Raw genomic sequence first — 19242 nt, 5'->3', positions numbered from 1 at the left:
CTCACCTTGGTCTGTACTCAAAAACTCATTTATTATATTTGTTTGTGAAATAGCTTTTGTAATGAAACCATTTTTGGAAGTGGCCTTTAGGTAGTCTTTAGCCCATACAGCTGGTAGATTATTTTTCACCTCTCCTATAAATAGGTGAAACCCTAGCGAAGGCTCATAAGATATTGCCAACACATCGATATCAGGTAATTTCTCATCAAATTTATTTAGTTTGACATCACAAAGCACTCTGTAATTTTTATGTTGTTCAAAAGACTTTTTAATCTTTAAAACCAAACCGTTACCGATAATTTTTGCAATGTTAGATGAGAAGTGGTCTGGTTCACATCTAGCATGTAACCGTAAAAAGTTACTAATTACATCTACCAGTGTGAATGAAAATGCTGATAAGTAATATTTAGACTCTTTTTTTAAAAAGATTAGCGTTGAACGAGATGATAATGAGATATCTGCAATTATCTTTTTTATTTTTTCAATTGATAGCTCAGGTGTTTGTTGTTGGATTGCATTACTTATTTCATCTTCGGAGTATGTTATAACACTTGATATACTATTAGCCATTGAGTAATGCCTTTCATACAGGGCATAAAACATAATGACTTTATAGACACTTATAAATTCAGAATACAAATACCCTCTAATTTCAATTAAACTATCTTCAGGTACATACGAGAAAAAATAACTAATTTTCCATTCTAGTTCTGATTGAATGGACTCTGCAGCATCCAAGACTTTTTGATCCGAAAAATCAAACGGTTTAGTGTTTTTCAGTAGATCAATTGCATTTGAAAAAGAATGTTTTTTGTTTTTTAAGGAAATAGAATTAAGTCTAAATGTTTGTTTTTCTGAAACAAGCTGACGAAATATTGAATCGTCATTTATTTCAATACAAATATTATTTTCAGTTTTTTTCCATGTTATTGAGTCGGGGTTTGCATAAGAATAAAACACTTTATCCCTAATAGCCCAATAGTTTGCTCCAAGTAATAAGTCTGTAAAAACCAAATTAAGTTCTGTTTTTTTTCCAGAGCTTTTAAGTGATTTAGAGTTTTGTAATAGCCTCTCTGAAATAATTTCATTTCCACAACGTAACAGCTCACCTAAAGGAAAATTCCCAGATTTATAAGCTGATTCAACAGCTTCTGATAAATATAATAATGGGTCGCAAGTCTTGATTAATCTGTTGGTTATTTCTTTAAGCTCGGACTCAAAAGCATTTTCAATTAACTTCCTTGTTGTGTTATTCCCTGACATTATTTATTTCTCTGTTAATTTTTGATTGAAGGGCAACTTTAGGTTATTTACGCACTGGCACATAACGCCTCAATAACCGGCGCGCTTTAGCGCGTCCGGCGCCAGAGGCGCGCAGTTCATTGAATTGTTATGTGGGATCGCAGTCAAATTCGTTTCCATTGAAATTACATCCTATAAATTCAACCGCAGATTTATCATTAACCAACTTAGATATTTCGTTATATTTTATATCTGTATCGATAACCCTTACATCTGAGCAATCACCAACAATTTTGAATAGATGTGGCATAAAGTCACTTGTTGAGTTGTTAGAAATCACTCCATTGCTGATCTCAATAATTGTAGAATTTTCAATTTCAATTAAGTCAAACTGCTCAGTGTCTTTAAAAACTGAATTGGAAAAAAATATATTTTTGCTATCTCTAATGTGCATGATTGAATAAGTGCACTCTTTTATTGTGGAATCATCAAATTTAAATCCATCAACATTATGTAGATCTAATCCTATCGTTCCGCAACCAAACAACACTGAATCATAAATTTCAATGTTGCTTGCATCTTTAAAGCTCAAAACACCACCCACGCAATATCCTGATTCCGTATGCCCAAGTGTTAAATTTGATATCCTGATATTTTGGCAATTCACGAATTCAAAAACAAAAGCATATCTTGGCTCTATGAGTATAAAAGTACCAACTTCTGCATCAATGCTAAGGTCCTTAATATTACTTATAATCGGATAGAGACCGTCAAAGCTATCCTCCCAATAGAGATTATTATTGGACACATCAAGTGCATTTGAAATGTTATAGACACCTTGCTTTAGAAAAAGCTTTTTATTCGATGAAATGCTTCTAAGCAGATCTTGCACATTATCGATTACGACTACATCGCTTCCAGGCCCATGAGCTTTAGGTTGATCCTCGAAATTCTGATTTAATGAATTTATAGGTGCAAGTTCAGGCTTAATCCCAAGCTCTTCTTTGCGATAAAAAGGCTCTTGATAGATTCGATGTAACAATTCTTTTAGCTTTAATGGAAACCTACTTTCATCGGAAAAGTCGATAGCATAATACCCTGTGTATTGAGGAGGAAAAACTACTTGATAGTCTCCTTTATGCCTCATTATAAAAATGAGCTTATTGTTATCCACCTGCCCAGAAAGAGCAGGTAGCAATAATTCACTTTCAAAACCCACTCCACCGTTCCAATTCACTACTTTGTTCTTGTATTCTTCCGTAAGAACTACAATCACATGGTCACTGGTGGAGATTTCTTTCACCATCATTTTGTTTAAATTTGTAGTCTCACCATGAACGTAGAAAACATCAACATTTGCATCAATGCCACTTTTACGCAAACTATTAGCAAGTTCAACTACCCAGTTTTGATGGGATTCGTTATCCCAGCTGTAACTTATAAATACTTTCTTTGTCATTTTAATCTTTCATTAAATGCTGAATGAATTGGCTCATACGCCACATAACGCCTTGCTAAGCGGAAAATAATGGTTGGCTATAATCGCGAAGCGATGGCCAACTGTTATTTTTCCGTTTAAGCAACTTGTTATGTTTACTAAACGTCATGATCAGCTTCTTTATCTTCTCGCTTTCTATGTAAGTCATTAATAAACATTACATTGCTTTTAACTACGTGAAATACTGACTCTAATTGTAATAAAGTTAGCACTAGTACAAGCGCTACCGCAATTGCTTCAAAAATTTGAATGTTATTTGCATATGCACTAAAAGAAGGTACTAATAATTTCATCAAGAATATAGCAACAATAGAAACTACAACCATTGCCGATTTCAGAACACTGCCAACTATTGATTCTAATCTTCTGGTTTCACTTAGAGATTCTGAAAAATCAACATTTTCAACAACCTTCGGGTTTACTATTCGCTTTAATGCATTAGGATATAAAAATGCAATCCATATTCCCATTAAAGTAAAAACCATACTTGAAACATTCAAAAGAACTAATAAAAAATCTTTATAGCTTCCGTAGCTTATATTTAAATTACATTTAAGATATAAAAATGTAGCCCCAAAAAATAGTAAGCTATAACCACCAATATATTTAAACATATCAGGCCTCAACAGCTATATTAGCTTCCTCAGCACCTGATTCTTCAGTTGCTTCAATATTATTATTAGCATCGATCTCTCTTTGCAACGGAGCTATGTAACGAGGCATGTTTTGCTTGATAGAGTTAAATAGCTCCTCTGCTGATAAATACTCTTCACCATTTCCATCAACATGAATAATGTCTTTAAGTCTGTATTTATCTACCCAAGTAACACCATTCTCTGTCGCAAAACCAACATTATCCCACTCATGACTTTTTCTGTTTTCTTGGGCATTCTTTTCAATAATATCTTTAATTTCTTTACTTGTAGGTTTTGCTTCAGCTTTAACTTCTATTTTGCGTTTTTTTGCTTTAGGTTTTGTTGAAACGTACGGTACTAATTCACTAAATTTCTTTACCCACTCAGCTCTTGCATCTTTAGCGTCTACTAAAATACTTTCTCTGCGAATAATATGTGTTACTTTTTTAGCTAAATCATTTAGTTGAGAGTTTGAAGTATTAAGGCTTTTTAAACTTATACCAAATCGGTATTGATATCTGTTTGTATTTTCTCCGTCACTATAAGAAATTCGAACATAACCATGGTCGGTATAGTCTTTTTTTCTATTCGGGTGTTTAACCCTATTGTTAATGCACCCGATTACATAATCTTCAAATAGTTGAGCATCACAAACCTAATGATCAAACTTAATAGAAATAACAGCATTAAATCTAGGCATAACCCAGTAATAACAAGGACGACCCCATATTACTTTATTGCCTTTATAGGTATTGGTATATTTAACTACTTCCTTAGAACCTGTTTCCTTATCTTCACTAGCTCCCCAAAGAGTCCCGGCATTGTCAGTATCTGATTTCCAAAGAACGACTATGAAATCTCCTGTTTCGGGGTCTTTATGGATATCTTTGCAATAGGATTTAGATTTATTATTTCTAGCTTTATCTGGATCCCAAGGTATTGTCAAAGATAAAGGTCGCCCTTTTACCCAATCAAGAATTAGATCAAAAGTTTCACCTAGTTCACAACCATGAGTGTCATCTTTTCCTACTTTATATAAACCACAGTGATCTACACTGAAAAAATTCATATGTCCTGTATCAAACATTTATAACTTCCTTTAAGTAAACACCCAAAATATTGAGTAAACATAACAATTTAATAGTGCGCTCATCGCGCATATTTCTGCCGTTATAACGCTCATTTACCTACTTTATGTAGTTTTAACAAATTCCCTAAGATATTACTATCACATAGTTTTTTATTATCTTAAAGCAAAGTTAAATGGAACAATATGCGCGCAGCGCTCATTTTCATGAATATATGCGCAAAGAGCAGTTTAACCAATCAATTAACGACGATATTTAGCCAATCTCAATGGCTGGTTTTCGCTCTTTACCAAATTTTACTTAAGCGCAGAAGACGTTGTAATCTTGCTAGTTATTTGTGATAACAAACTCGTGGTAGCCTTCTGTTTCAGGAGGATCAACTTTATCAACACGCAGAACGTTTAATTTAGCAAACAAACTATTCCAAAATTTCAACGCTGAACTATCATTTAAATGAACTGCTACATGCCACTGATTTGTTTCAACAGGCATCAAGTTTTGAATAACAAATTTGGCAATGCCCTGTTTTCGATATTTGGGTAGAATAAAAATATCAGCCAACTCAGGTATTTCTTTGCCAACGATCTCAGTTGGTTCTACGGTAGCAAAACCAGCAATTTGGTTAGAAACGAGTACAAGATAAATAATGCAGTCTTCCTCACCACGCACTACACATTCTAAATATTCTTCATCAATATCATAGCAACCATCTAAACCAACATCTTCTAAGTCAAATATACTCTGATGATATTGGTAAAACTGCCACAGCATTTTTATTGCAGCGATATCGGTTGATTCAGCTTTTCGTATTGTAGTGTCCATTTTATACCTATTTCCTTATGTGTGGTCCGACATTAGCTTTCACTAAAGAGGTGAAGATTCGCTAATAGTTATCTTTAAAAAACATCATGTTATTAAACGATAACTACTCAAAAATAACAACAAAAAAACTTTTAAGAATAGATTGAAAAAACCGCCAACAAGCTGATAGTCAAGCGAGCAAAACTTCACGTCACACAGAAAAACTCTGACTAACAGCTTCTCGCTCTTTGTCTAACTTCGCAAAAGTGTCAACTTTAGTTATTCAGGACTCTCTCGTTTATGCTTAAAAGGTTGTCGAAAATACGACAAGGTGGGCTTTGTACGATACCATAATAACCTGGCCAAAAAGATTGGCAGGTAAACACAAGGGAATGGGCGAAGTGCATATTTTTTCAGGCGCTTAAATGTAGAAATACCATTGTTAATTTAATAAGATAGGCCACAAATTTAGAACCTTAGTTTCTGTTAGCTTAAATTATTGAGTCGACCGTCACTCTTACCTCTGCGATCGAAGATGATATTTAAATTTACCAAAAACTGGCTCTCTCCAAATTTTGTTATGGTTGTTTTGTTCTCAATAATATCCATGATCTCTACCTATTACTTACATGACTCTGAGTCTGTAAAGATAAAGGCTGCTTTGTTTGTTTCTCCTTTTTTCTATTTAACAGGGCTCTATTACTTTTTGCATTTATTAACAACTCCCAATGAAATTACTTTAGGCAACAACAGTATCGAAATTGATGGGAAAGTTTATTCGTTAGGCTTAAATACTAAGTGTAGTGTTTTATTTAATAAAGCATCACAGGCTGAATTCGAAATAACCATAAATAATAAAAAGACCGTCACAACGTCTTTTTTTTATAAATGTGATTTTAATGAGGAAGAATTTATCAACTATTACACTGATAATGAAAATGTGTTTGCAGACTCAATGGCATTTAATTAATGGATAGTCTCAAGCTGCTTTTAGTTAAATGCACACCTGTCGGTTCCCGTTGATAGTAATGACAGAACTAACTTAGATTTTGCAGTGACGAGCTAAACTCATCCCTTATGGCTCATACCTACATGCTAAGTTTTGCTCCAATAGTCAAAACTATAAGCAAAACTCAGCACGTAAATTAAAGATTATTGCTCGTCGGCGTCGCGGATGCGTTCTTTACGTTCTTGCTCTTCATCAAAGGCGGCTTGAATTTCGTCAAGTACTGAGTCTACATCTGCAGCTTCGGTGTCGTCTTCAAATTCGCCACTGAGTTTTGAGTGCGGGGTTAAGTTAGCATCTGCAAACAGTGCCCACATTTCTTTGGCGTATTGCGTGTGTAATAACGCCGGTGCAAATTGGCCATAATAGCGGCGCATATTATTAACGTCGCGGGCAAACATGGCTTCGGCGCTATTATTAGCAGAGGCGTTAACCGCTTGGGGTAAATCAATAATTACTGGGCCGTTGCTATCTACAAGTACGTTAAATTCAGATAAGTCACCGTGAATAATCCCAGCGCACAGCATTAGTTTGATGTAGTGCATCATTAATGTATGTTGTTCAATGGCTTGTTGTTCAGTTAAATCAACCGCGCCAAGTTGTGGTGCAACATCGCCTTCATCATCGCTTACAAGTTCCATTAGCAATACGCCATCAATGCAGCCGTAAGTTTGCGGTACCCGAACACCTGCTGAGGATAAACGCGACAGCGCGTCAACCTCGGCATTTTGCCAAATTTCTTCTTCTAATTGGCGGCCGTAGCTTGAACGTTTACCCATAGCACGTGCTTGGCGGCCACCACGTACTTTTCGCCCTTCTTGGTACTGTGCAGCTTTTTTAAAACTGCGTTTACTGGCATCTTTGTATACTTTAGCGCAGCGAATATCATCGCCGCAGGCGACTACAAATACATCGGCCTCTTTACCGCTCATCAAACGGCTGATCACTTCATCAATAAAACCATCATCAACTAATGGCTGTAAGCGTTTAGGTATTTTCAAACGACACCTACTAAAAATACAGGGTTGGCTTTTTGTTTTGCTATGTAGTTCAAACGAGGCATACCTTTGGGGATTGAAGAAAGTTATAAATTATTAGTAAACTTTAAAGTTACATTTAATGACTAAATTACGCAGCTAGAATAAGCGACTACACAGAAAAAGCCAACCGCCTTTTGTGCTTTTTAAACATTATTGAACAAGAACCGAGATAAAACCAAAAAACGAGTACGGTTTAGCGTACTCGTTTACTTTGTATTATTAAAAAGTGTTTAGAACTGCCACACTAAAGACGCCCAATAACGGCGACCATCTTCAACATAACCATACTCTTGCTCTGTGATCTCTTTATCAAGCAAGTTGTAAATTCCAGCACCGAGTTTAACGCTGTCACTTAGCTGATAATTAGCACCTAAATTGGCAATGGTATAATTTGGAGCAATTAAACTGCTTTGTGAAGGCCCTGTCGTTGGCTGGCTTTCTTCTCCACGATATTGCACGCGTAACCATCCGCCTAACTTATCTGTTGGACGCCAATTTAAAGACGTTTGTAAACTATGTTTTGGTAGCTGATTAAGTGGGTTCCCCTTATATTCACCGGTTTTTTGCTCTGAGTCGGTGTAGGTATAACTGGCACTCACATCAACCTCAGTTGAAATATCGTAATCTACTGATAGCTCAACACCTTGGGTTATGGCTTCATCCACATTAATGTACGTAGTTGGCATGGAGCCGAACTGATTTGGGCCATCTGTGCACTGCGTTAATGGGCATGCTATACGAGTTATTTTGTCATCAAATTCATTATAAAAAACGGTTGTCGATATACTTAAATCGCGTCCAGAGTCATAGTAAACACCCATTTCATAGTTCACTGATTGCTCAGGCTTTAAGTCAGGGTTACCATAAATATTACCGCCACGACTCACTTGTCCCCACTGCGCAGTAGATTGGCGAATATTTGGCGCACGGAAACCCGTTGATATGCCGCCTTTGATGGTGATCGCTTTAGATGCGCTATAAACACCGTATAAACGTGGACTCCAATGACCGGCAAAATTACCATCATGATCGTAACGCAGGCCTGCGGTAAGCTTAAAGTCATCCGTTGCTGCCCACTCATTTTCACCAAAAACAGACCATTGCTCGTTTTCTACATGAGTTAAGTCGCTAATTTCATTACTTGTATAATCATCCAATGACTCTTTTAGATAGGTAGCACCAAACGTAGAGTTATGATCATTAAATAGCGGTAAACTCCATGTCGTTTGAATGTCGGTATTTTCAACAAACATTTCACGTGAGTTATTATCAAACTTATCGTATTTGATGTAACTACGCGACGAGCCAAAGTCATAAAAACCGTTGTGTGACATAGAGTATGTTTGTTGTTCATACTCAGTAGTTGCTGATTCAGGGCAGCCGTATCGACCACAGCTTTCACCTGGGGCAAGCGCGGCAACTGTTTTGCCGAGAGTTTCATCTAATGTTTGTTTTGCCAAGCCAAGTTCAAACATTAATTCGTGATTATCATTAGGTGTTAATGTGAACTTAGCTTTTACGTTACTTTGCTCTTTGCCTCGAAATCCTGCAGTAAAATCATCTTCATTTCGCTTTGAAAATTGACCGTATAATTGCACGCCCAATAGATCTGGAATAATGCCACCAGAAGTGAAAAAGCTGGCTTGGTTTATATCACCTGACTGGCTTTGCTCTTGAATGGTACTGTCTAAACGCAGTTCTCCATACCACTGCTCTGGCGCTTTACGGGTAATAATGTTGATCACACCACCAATAGCATCAGAGCCATACAACGACGACATAGGGCCACGTATTACTTCAATACGTTCAATCGCTGAAATTGGCGGCGTCCAAGCACCTTCTACGCCTGGGCCATCACTATTAGGTCGTGTTTCTCTTGAGCTTTGGCGTTGTCCATCAATTAAAATAAGCGTGTATTGGCTTGCCATACCACGCAAGCTAATATCTTTTCTGTCACCCCCGCCAGTCACTATTACACCCGGAATATCAGCCATTGCGTCGGTTAAGTCACGATAAAAGCGTTTTTCTAGCTGCGCTCTGTCGATAACACTAATACTTGCAGGTGCCTCTTTGAGCATTTGTTCGTAGCCAGAAGCAGTGACAACCATTACTTCCATATCTTGTTTTTTTTCATCAGCAAAAGCAGGGTTAGTAATTGCAAAAGTACTTAAAATAAATGCAGTTACCGGCCTTAACTTACAACTTACCGTGTTCATGATATTTCTCCGTGACATTTAGCATGTAAATGATAATAATTAGCGTTTGTGATAATAGTGAGAAGTTCCCTTCTTCTCAACGCTATTTTTATTAAAGCTAATTTAAGTAAGGCTTAACGGCATGAGTGATAAGTTAACTAAAACCCTGAATATATTTGTTCGCACTGTGCAAACGGGAAGTATGAGTAAAGCTGCCGCTGACCTTTTAATGACAACCTCTGCAATTAGCCAGCAAATAAAACAAATAGAGCAAGATGTAGGTTTGAGTTTATTTAATCGCAGCCCTCGAGAATTAACGCTTACCGAGGCGGGTGAACTGTATTATCAAAGTTGTTTACAAATGCTTGCCGTTGCAACAGCTACATCAGAACAATTACAGCATTTACAAAATTGTCCAAGTGGGCAATTAAAACTAGCAGCCCCTGTTGGTTTTGGAGGTGGGTTACTAAGCGAGCCTATAAAGCATTTAATTAGCCAATTTAGTGATATAGATGTGCACTTAACGCTTTCTGACGAGCCGATTGATATGATCAGAGCAGGTATTGATTTGGTGTTGGCGATTGGCCCTCTCGAAGACTCAAACTTAATTGCACGCCAGCTCGCTAGTTGGCCATTAATACTGTGTGTTCATAAAAATCATGCACTAGCACAGCAACCAAAAATCACACTGGATGACCTAAAAGCGCATAACCGCATTGCGCATATAGCTGTTGATCCGACGCTTACACACCTTACTCGCGGTGTAAGCACAACACTACCAAAAGCACGTATTGCCATTAATAATATGCAAACTGTGATTCAATTTGTTCTCGACGAGTTAGGCTATGCTATTTTGCCAGAGCCTGAAGTACGTAATTTTTTAGCTACAGGAGAACTTTTAGAAATATGCACTGATTGGCAGCTTCCCCATTACGATGTATTTGCTCTAACGCCTGCACGCGACACGTTAGCAGCAAAAACAAAAGCTGCAATTAAAGCACTTAACGCATCATTTTCAGCTATTTAAATAACCTAAGTTCAGGTTAAGGCTTGTTTATAGTTAACTAATTGCAAGCCAAACTCCTACTAGCACCATTAAACTCCCCGCAATTCGGTTCATCCACTTGATGTTATTGCCTTTAGTTAAAAATAACCGCAGGCTTTTACCACCTGTTGCGTAAATCATCATACAGATAAACTCTGAGAGCAAAATAATGGCCACCAGCACCGCTAACTGGGGCGCAACACTGTATTGCACATTAATAAAAGGAGGTAATAAGGAAATCATAAACGCCCATCCCTTAGGGTTGGCAATGGCGGTTACAAACCCCTGCGAAAATAATGAATATCGGCTCACGGCTGTTGTGTTATGCGTATCAACCGACATTTTTCCTTTTGCACGCCACATATTAATGCCAATGTAGATTAAATAAGCGCCACCTAGCCATTTTAAAATATCAAATGCACTGGGATAATTAAGCATAACACTGGCAACACCTAATACTGCGGCTACCGCAACACTAGCGACACCTAGCAACTCGCCAATCATCATCCATAAAGTTCGGCGCACGCCTATACTCATGCCTAAAGTCATGGCCAGTGTCATACACATACCCGGCGTAATAGACACAAAAAAGAAGGTAGGAATAAATACCGCAAGTGCAGCTACATCAATCATTTAAAGCTCGCAATAGGTTAATAAAATGGTGTTAATTTTGAATGAAAGGGTAAAGGAAAAATAGCTATCGGTAAATTAGAAATAACAGCATCGAGAGTCGGGCTAAGAGCACCGAGCTTAGCCCAAGTTAGCAGCGCAGTATTTCGCGCTGCCGCACCTCGAAACCCGAACCTCGAGCTCGAAACTCTTAGTACATTAATTTACGTTTTCGTCTGCAACCGTTTCGGTGGTTTCAGTATCTGCTTCTTTATCTAAAAGCAAATACTTATCAAGCCACTGCTCTTGCTCCCACAGTACATGTAATAAGCTTTTACGGGCACGGTAGCCGTGGGCTTCGTAAGGAAGCATCACTAAACGCGCTTCTTTACCCAAGCCTTTAAGTGCAGCATACATACGTTCACTTTGCATTGGGAAAGTGCCGTGAGATTAAGAGTGGATCTTCTTGATCTCACGGCATAATACACTATTGAATCGGTTGTTCTTCCATATCAACTGGTTCAACGTTATCACTTAGCAAGTACTTATCAAGCCACTGCTCTTGCTCCCACAGTACATGTAATAAGCTTTTACGGGCACGGTAGCCATGAGCCTCATAAGGAAGCATCACTAAACGCGCTTCTTTACCCAAGCCTTTAAGTGCAGCATACATACGCTCACTTTGCATTGGGAAAGTTCCCGAATTAGGATCTTCTTGACCGTGGATCATTAACATAGGTTCGTTAATCTTCTCAGCATGGAAAAACGGCGACATGTTTGCGTACACACTTTGTGCTTGCCAAAAGTCACGTTCTTCACCTTGAAAACCAAACGGTGTTAATGTGCGGTTATACGCACCACTTCGGGCAATACCAGCCTTAAACAAGTCGCTATGCGCTAATAAGTTAGCCACCATAAATGCACCGTAAGAATGCCCTGCAATGGCAATATTGTCTTTATCAGCAATGCCCTTTTCAACCAGTACATCAACCGCTGCTTTGGCGCTAGAAACCAACTGTTTTCTAAAGTGATCATTTGGCTCACTGCCATCAACACCTACAATCGGCATTTTAGGATCGTCAAATACTGCAATCCCTTTAGCTAAATAAGGCATTGGGCCCCAATAACCTATATAGGTAAATTCATATTCTGATTCGCGCACTTGTGAAGCAACCGCTTTATCTTTATATTCAAGTGGATATGCCCACATCAATACAGGTAAAGGCCCTTGTGTTTTGTCATACCCAGGCGGTAAATAAAGCGTACCAGAAAGCTCAACGCCGTCATCGCGGGTATAACGTAATTGCTCTTTAGTCACCCCTTTAAATGCAGGATACGGATGCTCAAACTGGGTCAGTTGCGTTAAGATATCTTTATCTAAATCGCGAATAAAAAAGTTGGGCTGCTGCGTTTTAGATTCACGAATAGTAATAATGCGCTTACCTTCATCGTCTAATAAAGCTCGCACTCGCTCGTAGTAAGGTGCAGCAGATTGCCAAATTCGTTTAGAGCTATTTGTTTTTACATCATATTGATCTAAAAATGGAATATTTCCTTGCTCAGATGCACCGTTTCCACGAAGGTAAATGTAACGTCCACCAACGACTTTTATAACACGCGTGCCTAAGTCGTTACGCTCATATATGGCACTACCTGGATCTTTATAGGCATCATTGTAGCTTCGCTCTGAAAATAACACGCGGTTACTATCTGCATTACGTGGTTGAATTACATAAGTGCGCACTTGTCGGTCACTAAAGCGCCAATCACTTAGCATGGCAATGCTGTCATTACCCCACTCTATACCTGCATAACGGCGCTCTACTTTTGCAAACAACTTTGGTTCGCGCCTAAACGGTGCACGTAAACTATAAAGGTAATCATGATGCTCAACCTCAGTTTTCATATCGCCGCCATCTTGCGCTTCGGCCCAAATAACCTCCGCACCCTGATCGGCTCGCCACTCAAAATCACGACGACCAGTGCGAACACTGTCATACCCTTGTGGAATGTTGTCGGCAAGGGGCTGCTTTGCCAGCTCGACTAATGCATATCCACGCATTCCCCATATTTGCCATGTAGTTGCAAAACGGCTGTAAGGAACTTGATACGAAAATGGCTCGTCGATGGTCGCGACTAAAATATTGGTTGAGTCAGGCGAAATTGAAAACGATTTAAATAAGCCAGCACGACCAATTTGCTGAGCCTTACCATCAAGCGTTATATATGCTAATTGCCCTTGGCCATAAAACTTAAACTGTGCTTCATCAAATGGGCTGGTTAATAAATTTTGATAAGTACGCGCTGGCGCTTTTTCACCGCTACTTTGTTGAATAACAGGTACCGTACTTTGGGTATCATTGGTTAATCTGGGTTTGTCTAAGTTAACCGCTAAATTAGCCACAATCGCTGTGCTATCGGGTAGCCACTGATAAGGTGTTGCAGTTAATACTGAATTAAGTGCAAGCTCATTTAACTGCTTTGCTTGCTTGGTTTTAACGCTATAAACCCAAAGCCGTGCGTTATCCGATTGTTCAACAATAAACGCTAAATACTCGCTATTTGCTGACCAGCGAGGGGAGCGAATAATCCCCTGTGGCAAATTATTCACGTTAACCACAGTACCACTTTCTACATGCTTAAGTTCTAACGCACTGTATTTAGCACTAACCCGGGAACGTGAAAAGTTAGCTGGGTTGAGCTTGATCCCCGCAAGCTTAAACTCTTCTTTTGCCAGCTCATCAAGCGACACAACACGCTTTCGTTCAAACAAAGCAAGCCACTGGCCATCATTTGATAAAGAGCTAGTAGGGGCTAACTTAGCATCTACGAGTGTAGCAAGCGCAGGTGAAGGGGTTTGATATCCTTGCTCTGCATAACTTGCAGGCAATAAAACAATGCAGCCTATCAAGGCAATTAATAGCCTAAAAGCATTCATGTTTTTATCCTTTTTATTTTTGAATATTACCGGATATATAAACACGTTTTGCACCATTCATAAAGTGTTAAGCTAAGTAATGACTTAAGTAGCCTGAATACGCTAAAATACACGCCTATTTACTCAACGCTAAAATTGGTTGTTTATGTCCATTAATTTGCAGCATTTTAGTTTTTCGAAATCATACTCTGCTTTTTAAATACCGTTACAGCTTTTAAAAATATACCACTGTGTTTGAGTCTGTTTTTCCATCAAATAATTAGAGAATCTAGCCAATGAAAAAAGTGCTGGTAATTGGCTATGTATGGCCAGAGCCCAATTCATCTGCTGCAGGTACGCACATGATGTCATTACTAAATGCGTTTAGGGCGCAAAACTGGGATGTTGAGTTCGCCACGCCCGCACTGCCTACCGAACACATGGTTGACCTTGCCGACTTTGGTATAACCAGCCAAAGCATCGCTCTTAACTGCGATAGTTTTGATGACTATGTTAAAGCTTACAACCCCGATTTAGTGATGTTCGATCGTTTTATGATGGAAGAGCAATTTGGCTGGCGCGTAGATAAGCATTGTCCTAATGCACTTAAAATTTTGGATACCGAAGATTTACAATGCCTGCGTAATGCACGCCATGAGGCGCATAAAGGTGAGCGCGAATTCAACCACAGCGATTTACTATCAGACATAGCTAAACGTGAAATAGCCGCTATTTTACGCTGCGATCTTAGCTTAATTATCTCAAGCTATGAGATGGAACTACTCAATGAAGTGTTTAAAGTTGAGCCTAGCGTGTTACATCACTTACCATTTATGGTTGATTTAAGTGCCTTACCTGAGCAAACTAAATCGTATCAACAACGCCAACACTTTATGACCATTGGCAATTTCCGACATGCCCCAAACTGGGATGCGGTACTCTATTTACAAAAAATTTGGCCGCTTATCCGCAAACAACTACCGCAGGCAGAATTGCATATTTATGGTTCCTACCCACCGCCAAAAGCCACCGCGCTTAATAATCCTAAAACCGGCTTTTTAATTAAAGGTTGGGCCGATGATGCGTATGAGGTAATGCAAAGTGCGCGTATTTGCTTAGCTCCTTTGCGTTTTGGGGCGGGTATTAAAGGTAAACTTTTAGAAGCCATGATCATGCAAACTCCAAGCATCACCACGCCTATTGGCAGCGAAGGTATGCACAACACGCTACCGTGGCCAGGTGTGGTAACAGCAGATGCGCAAGCTTTTGCAGATGCCGCAGTCTCTTTATACAACAACGAGGCTAAATTTAGCGAAGCGCAAGCCGCTGGCAACCTTCTACTTAATACTCTGTATGACAAAGTGCAGTTAAGTGCTCACTTAATTGAAAAAATCGACTCAATAAGCAGTAATTTAGATGCTCACCGGATGAAAAATTTCACGGGTCAAATGCTCAAACACCATACCATGCGCAGTACACAATATATGTCGCAGTGGATAGCAGAAAAAAATAAAAAATAACTTTAAAAATCACTAGACAGGCGGCGATTTGTGTTTAAAATCGCCGCAAATAAACTTGGGCAATTTTAGCATTATTGCCTATATTTTTAGCTTAGTTATTTAATAGTTGGTTCAAAACAAATTTGAAAACCGCAACGTTTACTGAAAAACGCAAATTTATCGTTAAATTGGGCAAAATGCTCCATAAATACGGTACACCTGCCTATCGCTTAGAAGCCCACTTAATGGAAGTGGCGACTTATTTAGATCTTAAATCATCGTTTGTTATGTCGCCCACGTCGGTTACCTTTGTTATTTGGACCGATGGCCATGAAGATGAATATACCCATGTTGCCCGCGTTGACCCAGGCGATCACGATTTAGGTTCACTTGCCGATACCGACGATTTAGTTAATAAAATGCTTAATGGTGAGCTCACGTTGCAAGAGGTTGATCAGCAACTTGATATTATTTTTGATGCCCCAAATCCTTATAACAGAGTGCTGACAGGCGTTGCCTTTGCCACCTCTGGCGGCGCATTTGCAATGCTTATGGGCACCAGTTGGAATGATGTTCTGTGGTCTGGGTTATTAACCTTTATTGTATACTTATTTGTATTGTGGTCGGCCCGTTCGAAACGAGTGGCTCACATGCTTGAGCCATTAGTGGCAATAGTGTCGGCTATTCTTGCTTGTGCTATTAGCGTTCATTTGGATGCACACATCAACATTCGATTAATTGTGCTTTCTGCCATTATTGTGTTTATACCCGGTTTAGCCCTTGCACTTGGCCTTGCTGAACTCGCAGCCAGACATTTAGTATCGGGCACAGCTCGCGTTATGGACTCATTTATGTTGCTGTTTAAGCTTTATTTTGGGGCTTTTATTGGTCTTGCTATTGGCTTTGCGGTCTTTGGGCAAGCCGATTTCGTACAACCAGAGCCGTTACCAAAGTGGACTGCATGGCTCGCTATTTTACTTTTATGTAGTAGCTTAATCGTTATTTTTAGAACTAAGCTTAAACATGCAATGTGGTCTATTGCCTCAGGCTTTATAGCTTATGGCACCAGTATTGGGCCTGCTATATATTTAGATTTAAATTACACGTTAGGCACCTTTATTGGTGCATTTTCAGTTGGTGTATTTAGCAACTTATTTAACCGTGTTGCCAATGCTCCGGCCTCTATTGTAGCTATGCAGGGATTAATTGTATTAGTGCCTGGGAGCAAAACGTATATTGGTTTAAACTCACTGATTGAAGGCCAAGACTTTGTTTATGCAGATCATATTGGTCAGCAAACGTTTTTAATCTTTATGTCGCTGGTGGCAGGACTTATTTTTGCAAACGTGGCACTTCCTCCTAAAAAGAGTCTATAGATTTATGCGCGGTTTTAAGCCGCGCTTTTGCATAACTACAACATTAAACCTCCTCTTTTGAGGATTAATCGCATTTTTTAGTATATTGAGAACACCTTGCTATAATGGCTGAAATCTAATAAAGCAAAGGAAATAACAATGCTAAAAACTAGCTTAGCGATAGCAATTGGGCTTTCAAGCTCACTTGCATTTGCGCAATCAGCAATTACTGTTGAAGACATTCCAAAAGTAAAATCAGTAATACAAACAACCGTTAGCCCCGATGGCGACAGTGTTGCATTTACCCGTTCGTTACCTCGCACGCTTTACGTTGACGAAAATGGCAGCAATTACAGTGAGCTTTATGTTGTTGACGATAAAGGTGTTGAGCGCCCTTTTATTACCGGTTCAGTTAATATTAAAAGCCTACAATGGTCAAACGACAGCAAAACAATTTACTTTTTAGCGAAATTAAAAGACGACAAATATACTTCGCTTTACCAAATACCTGTTGATGGCGGCCAAGCACAAGCGGTTATGTCATTAAAAGACACATCTATTTCAAGCTATCAGTTAAGCCCTGATAACAAGCAAGTCGCTATTTTAGCAATGCCAGCTGCTGATAAGTCAGAAAAAGAACTTAAAAAACTTGGCTTTAAAGCAGAAGTGTACGAGCAAGGCCTTAAAAACAAGCAGCTTTTTATTGTAGATTTAGCTAAAGCCGACAAGCCGCTTACCCCTACCACGCTCAATGTTGATAACTACGTGAGTGACGTTAATTGGGCTGCGAATGGTGAAAAGCTTCTGGTTAAAACTCAACCTACTGCACTAATTGATGATAAATACACAAAATCGATGTGGCACTTGTTTGATATTGCCAGCAACAAGGTCACCTTATCGTTTAAAACTGAAGGTAAGCTAGGCGATGCCGAGCTTTCGCATGACGGTAAATACATTGCTATTTTAGGTGCTGAAGATAAGCACGACCCTGCAACTGGCCGCTTATTTATTGCCGATACTAAAACTGCAGAAATCACAGAATGGTTACCTAACTTTATGGGCCACGTTGTTGACTTTGAATGGTCGCATAAACGTAACACGCTTAACTTTATTGCCAATGTTGGCACAGAAAGTTTTGTTGCGAGCATTAAAACCGGCTCTAACAAATACAAGAAGCTAGTAAAAGAGGGCAAATTTATTGCCTCACAGCTAAGTGTTTCTGATTCAGATAAAACCCTAGCACTTCGTGGTAACACGGCAAAACACCCTAACGAAGTCTTTATTGTGCGCAGTAACAAGGCAAAGCGTTTAACTGATTCAAACAGCTGGTTAAACGACAAACGCTTTGCTAAACAAGAAACAATTACGCTTAAAGCGCGTGACGGTGTAGAACTTGATGGTGTACTAGTTTACCCACTCGATTATGAAAAAGGCACACGCTACCCACTAATTATGTCGGTACACGGTGGCCCTGAAAGTCATGATAAAAACGGCTGGGTAACTAACTACTCGCGTCCTGGTCAAATGGGCGCTGCACGTGGTTACGCAGTATTTTACCCTAATTACCGAGGTTCAACAGGTAAAGGCGTAGATTACTCTAAACTAGGTCAAAACGATTACGCAGGTAAAGAGTTTGACGACTTAGTTGATTTTAAAAATCACCTTGTTGATATGGGATTAGTTGATACTAAACGTGTTGGTATTACCGGTGGCTCTTACGGCGGTTATGCATCAGCGTGGGGCGCAACAAAGCTAACCGAGCACTTTGCTGCCAGCGTTATGTTTGTGGGTGTAACTAACCAGCTATCTAAATTTGGTACTACTGATATTTCAAACGAAATGAACCTAGTTCATGCGCGTTCATACCCGTGGGATAAATGGCAATGGTATCTAGAGCGCAGCCCAATTTACTGGGCGGGTCAATCTGAAACGCCACTGCTTATTATGCATGGTAAAGACGATCCTCGCGTTCACCCTGCGCAATCTATGGAACTTTACCGTTACATGAAAGTACAAGGTAAAGATGTTCGCCTTGTTTACTACCCAGGCGAAGGCCATGGTAACCGTAAAGTAGCGGCACAGTACGATTACAGCTTGCGTTTAATGCGTTGGATGGACAACTACTTAATGGAAGGCAAAAAAGACATGCCTGCATTTGAAATTGACCATGCAGCTAAATTAAAAGCAGTGAAAGACGCTAACAAATAAGTCTTAGCTTAATACCAAAGGCCAACATAATATGTTGGCCTTTTTGTTAGTAATGCCAGGCATGCTTAGTGGCACAGCGCTGCTTATGTTACACTCTGACTAAT

General features: G+C 39.2%; 15 protein-coding genes. 5 read left to right on the top strand and 10 right to left on the bottom strand.

Features of this window, described 5'->3' with window-relative positions:
* The 5 genes from QL989_RS14595 to QL989_RS14575 all read right to left on the bottom strand — a co-directional run.
* The coding region (locus QL989_RS14595; protein ID WP_290170919.1) for a hypothetical protein at positions 1 to 1263 on the bottom strand (1263 nt) is incomplete at its 3' end.
* Between the two features lie 127 nt (positions 1264 to 1390).
* On the bottom strand, positions 1391 to 2701 hold the full coding sequence (locus QL989_RS14590) for a TIR domain-containing protein (RefSeq protein WP_290170918.1): 1311 nt from the start codon (positions 2699 to 2701) through the stop codon (positions 1391 to 1393).
* 137 nt (positions 2702 to 2838) lie between these two features.
* Positions 2839 to 3354, bottom strand: coding sequence for a hypothetical protein (locus QL989_RS14585; RefSeq protein ID WP_290170916.1), 516 nt, complete (start codon positions 3352 to 3354; stop codon positions 2839 to 2841).
* A gap of 676 nt (positions 3355 to 4030) precedes the next feature.
* On the bottom strand, positions 4031 to 4462 hold the full coding sequence (locus QL989_RS14580; RefSeq protein WP_290170914.1) for a hypothetical protein: 432 nt from the start codon (positions 4460 to 4462) through the stop codon (positions 4031 to 4033).
* A 328-nt stretch (positions 4463 to 4790) separates the two neighbouring features.
* Positions 4791 to 5285, bottom strand: coding sequence for a GNAT family N-acetyltransferase (locus tag QL989_RS14575; protein ID WP_198522762.1), 495 nt, complete (start codon positions 5283 to 5285; stop codon positions 4791 to 4793).
* 586 nt (positions 5286 to 5871) lie between these two features.
* Here QL989_RS14575 and QL989_RS14570 point away from each other — a divergent pair.
* The gene (locus QL989_RS14570; RefSeq protein WP_290170913.1) at positions 5872 to 6234 is read left to right on the top strand and encodes a hypothetical protein; all 363 of its coding nucleotides are present in this window, start codon (positions 5872 to 5874) and stop codon (positions 6232 to 6234) included.
* A gap of 182 nt (positions 6235 to 6416) precedes the next feature.
* Here the strand turns inward: QL989_RS14570 and QL989_RS14565 are convergent, their stop codons facing one another.
* Both QL989_RS14565 and QL989_RS14560 read right to left on the bottom strand, forming a co-directional pair.
* Complete coding sequence (locus tag QL989_RS14565) at positions 6417 to 7271, bottom strand: PA4780 family RIO1-like protein kinase (RefSeq protein WP_290170912.1); 855 nt, start codon at positions 7269 to 7271, stop codon at positions 6417 to 6419.
* A 269-nt stretch (positions 7272 to 7540) separates the two neighbouring features.
* The gene (locus tag QL989_RS14560) at positions 7541 to 9526 is read right to left on the bottom strand and encodes a ligand-gated channel protein (protein WP_290170911.1); all 1986 of its coding nucleotides are present in this window, start codon (positions 9524 to 9526) and stop codon (positions 7541 to 7543) included.
* A gap of 121 nt (positions 9527 to 9647) precedes the next feature.
* Between QL989_RS14560 and QL989_RS14555 the strand changes: the two genes are divergently transcribed.
* Entirely contained in the window at positions 9648 to 10532 is an 885-nt protein-coding gene (locus QL989_RS14555) for a LysR family transcriptional regulator (RefSeq protein WP_290170910.1), read from the top strand.
* A gap of 33 nt (positions 10533 to 10565) precedes the next feature.
* Here QL989_RS14555 and QL989_RS14550 read toward each other — a convergent pair whose 3' ends face one another.
* The 3 genes from QL989_RS14550 to QL989_RS14540 form a co-directional block, all read right to left on the bottom strand.
* A complete protein-coding gene (locus QL989_RS14550; protein WP_138621801.1) occupies positions 10566 to 11183 on the bottom strand; it encodes a LysE family translocator in 618 nt (205 codons plus the stop codon).
* Between the two features lie 195 nt (positions 11184 to 11378).
* Positions 11379 to 11591, bottom strand: a complete 213-nt coding sequence (locus QL989_RS14545) for a hypothetical protein (RefSeq protein WP_290170909.1) — start codon at positions 11589 to 11591, stop codon at positions 11379 to 11381.
* Positions 11592 to 11646: 55 nt separating this feature from the next.
* Positions 11647 to 14097, bottom strand: a complete 2451-nt coding sequence (locus tag QL989_RS14540; RefSeq protein WP_290170908.1) for a prolyl oligopeptidase family serine peptidase — start codon at positions 14095 to 14097, stop codon at positions 11647 to 11649.
* A gap of 275 nt (positions 14098 to 14372) precedes the next feature.
* On the opposite strand from QL989_RS14540, the gene QL989_RS14535 reads away from it, so the two are divergent.
* From QL989_RS14535 to QL989_RS14525, 3 genes are all read left to right on the top strand, one after another.
* Positions 14373 to 15596: a glycosyltransferase gene (locus QL989_RS14535; RefSeq protein ID WP_290170907.1), complete on the top strand. Its 1224-nt coding sequence runs from the start codon at positions 14373 to 14375 to the stop codon at positions 15594 to 15596.
* 122 nt (positions 15597 to 15718) lie between these two features.
* Positions 15719 to 16951: a threonine/serine exporter family protein gene (locus QL989_RS14530; RefSeq protein ID WP_138562871.1), complete on the top strand. Its 1233-nt coding sequence runs from the start codon at positions 15719 to 15721 to the stop codon at positions 16949 to 16951.
* Positions 16952 to 17089: 138 nt separating this feature from the next.
* The gene (locus QL989_RS14525; protein WP_290170905.1) at positions 17090 to 19138 is read left to right on the top strand and encodes a S9 family peptidase; all 2049 of its coding nucleotides are present in this window, start codon (positions 17090 to 17092) and stop codon (positions 19136 to 19138) included.
* Positions 19139 to 19242: the final 104 nt, after the last annotated feature.

Source organism: Pseudoalteromonas sp. APC 3224, assembly GCF_030407535.1.
In the GTDB taxonomy this organism is placed as follows: Bacteria; Pseudomonadota; Gammaproteobacteria; order Enterobacterales; family Alteromonadaceae; genus Pseudoalteromonas.
This window is presented reverse-complemented; position numbering and strand designations above follow the sequence as displayed.

Bases quoted from the DNA above. Each gene is read 5' to 3' on its own strand.
- QL989_RS14590 (WP_290170918.1), bottom strand. From the start codon at position 2,701: ATGACAAAGAAAGTATTTATAAGTTACAGCTGGGATAACGAATCCCAT.
- QL989_RS14585 (WP_290170916.1), bottom strand. From the start codon at position 3,354: ATGTTTAAATATATTGGTGGTTATAGCTTACTATTTTTTGGGGCTACA.
- QL989_RS14580 (WP_290170914.1), bottom strand. From the start codon at position 4,462: ATGTTTGATACAGGACATATGAATTTTTTCAGTGTAGATCACTGTGGT.
- QL989_RS14575 (WP_198522762.1), bottom strand. From the start codon at position 5,285: ATGGACACTACAATACGAAAAGCTGAATCAACCGATATCGCTGCAATA.
- QL989_RS14570 (WP_290170913.1), top strand. From the start codon at position 5,872: ATGATCTCTACCTATTACTTACATGACTCTGAGTCTGTAAAGATAAAG.
- QL989_RS14560 (WP_290170911.1), bottom strand. From the start codon at position 9,526: ATGAACACGGTAAGTTGTAAGTTAAGGCCGGTAACTGCATTTATTTTA.
- QL989_RS14555 (WP_290170910.1), top strand. From the start codon at position 9,648: ATGAGTGATAAGTTAACTAAAACCCTGAATATATTTGTTCGCACTGTG.
- QL989_RS14550 (WP_138621801.1), bottom strand. From the start codon at position 11,183: ATGATTGATGTAGCTGCACTTGCGGTATTTATTCCTACCTTCTTTTTT.
- QL989_RS14545 (WP_290170909.1), bottom strand. From the start codon at position 11,591: ATGCAAAGTGAACGTATGTATGCTGCACTTAAAGGCTTGGGTAAAGAA.
- QL989_RS14540 (WP_290170908.1), bottom strand. From the start codon at position 14,097: ATGAATGCTTTTAGGCTATTAATTGCCTTGATAGGCTGCATTGTTTTA.
- QL989_RS14535 (WP_290170907.1), top strand. From the start codon at position 14,373: ATGAAAAAAGTGCTGGTAATTGGCTATGTATGGCCAGAGCCCAATTCA.
- QL989_RS14525 (WP_290170905.1), top strand. From the start codon at position 17,090: ATGCTAAAAACTAGCTTAGCGATAGCAATTGGGCTTTCAAGCTCACTT.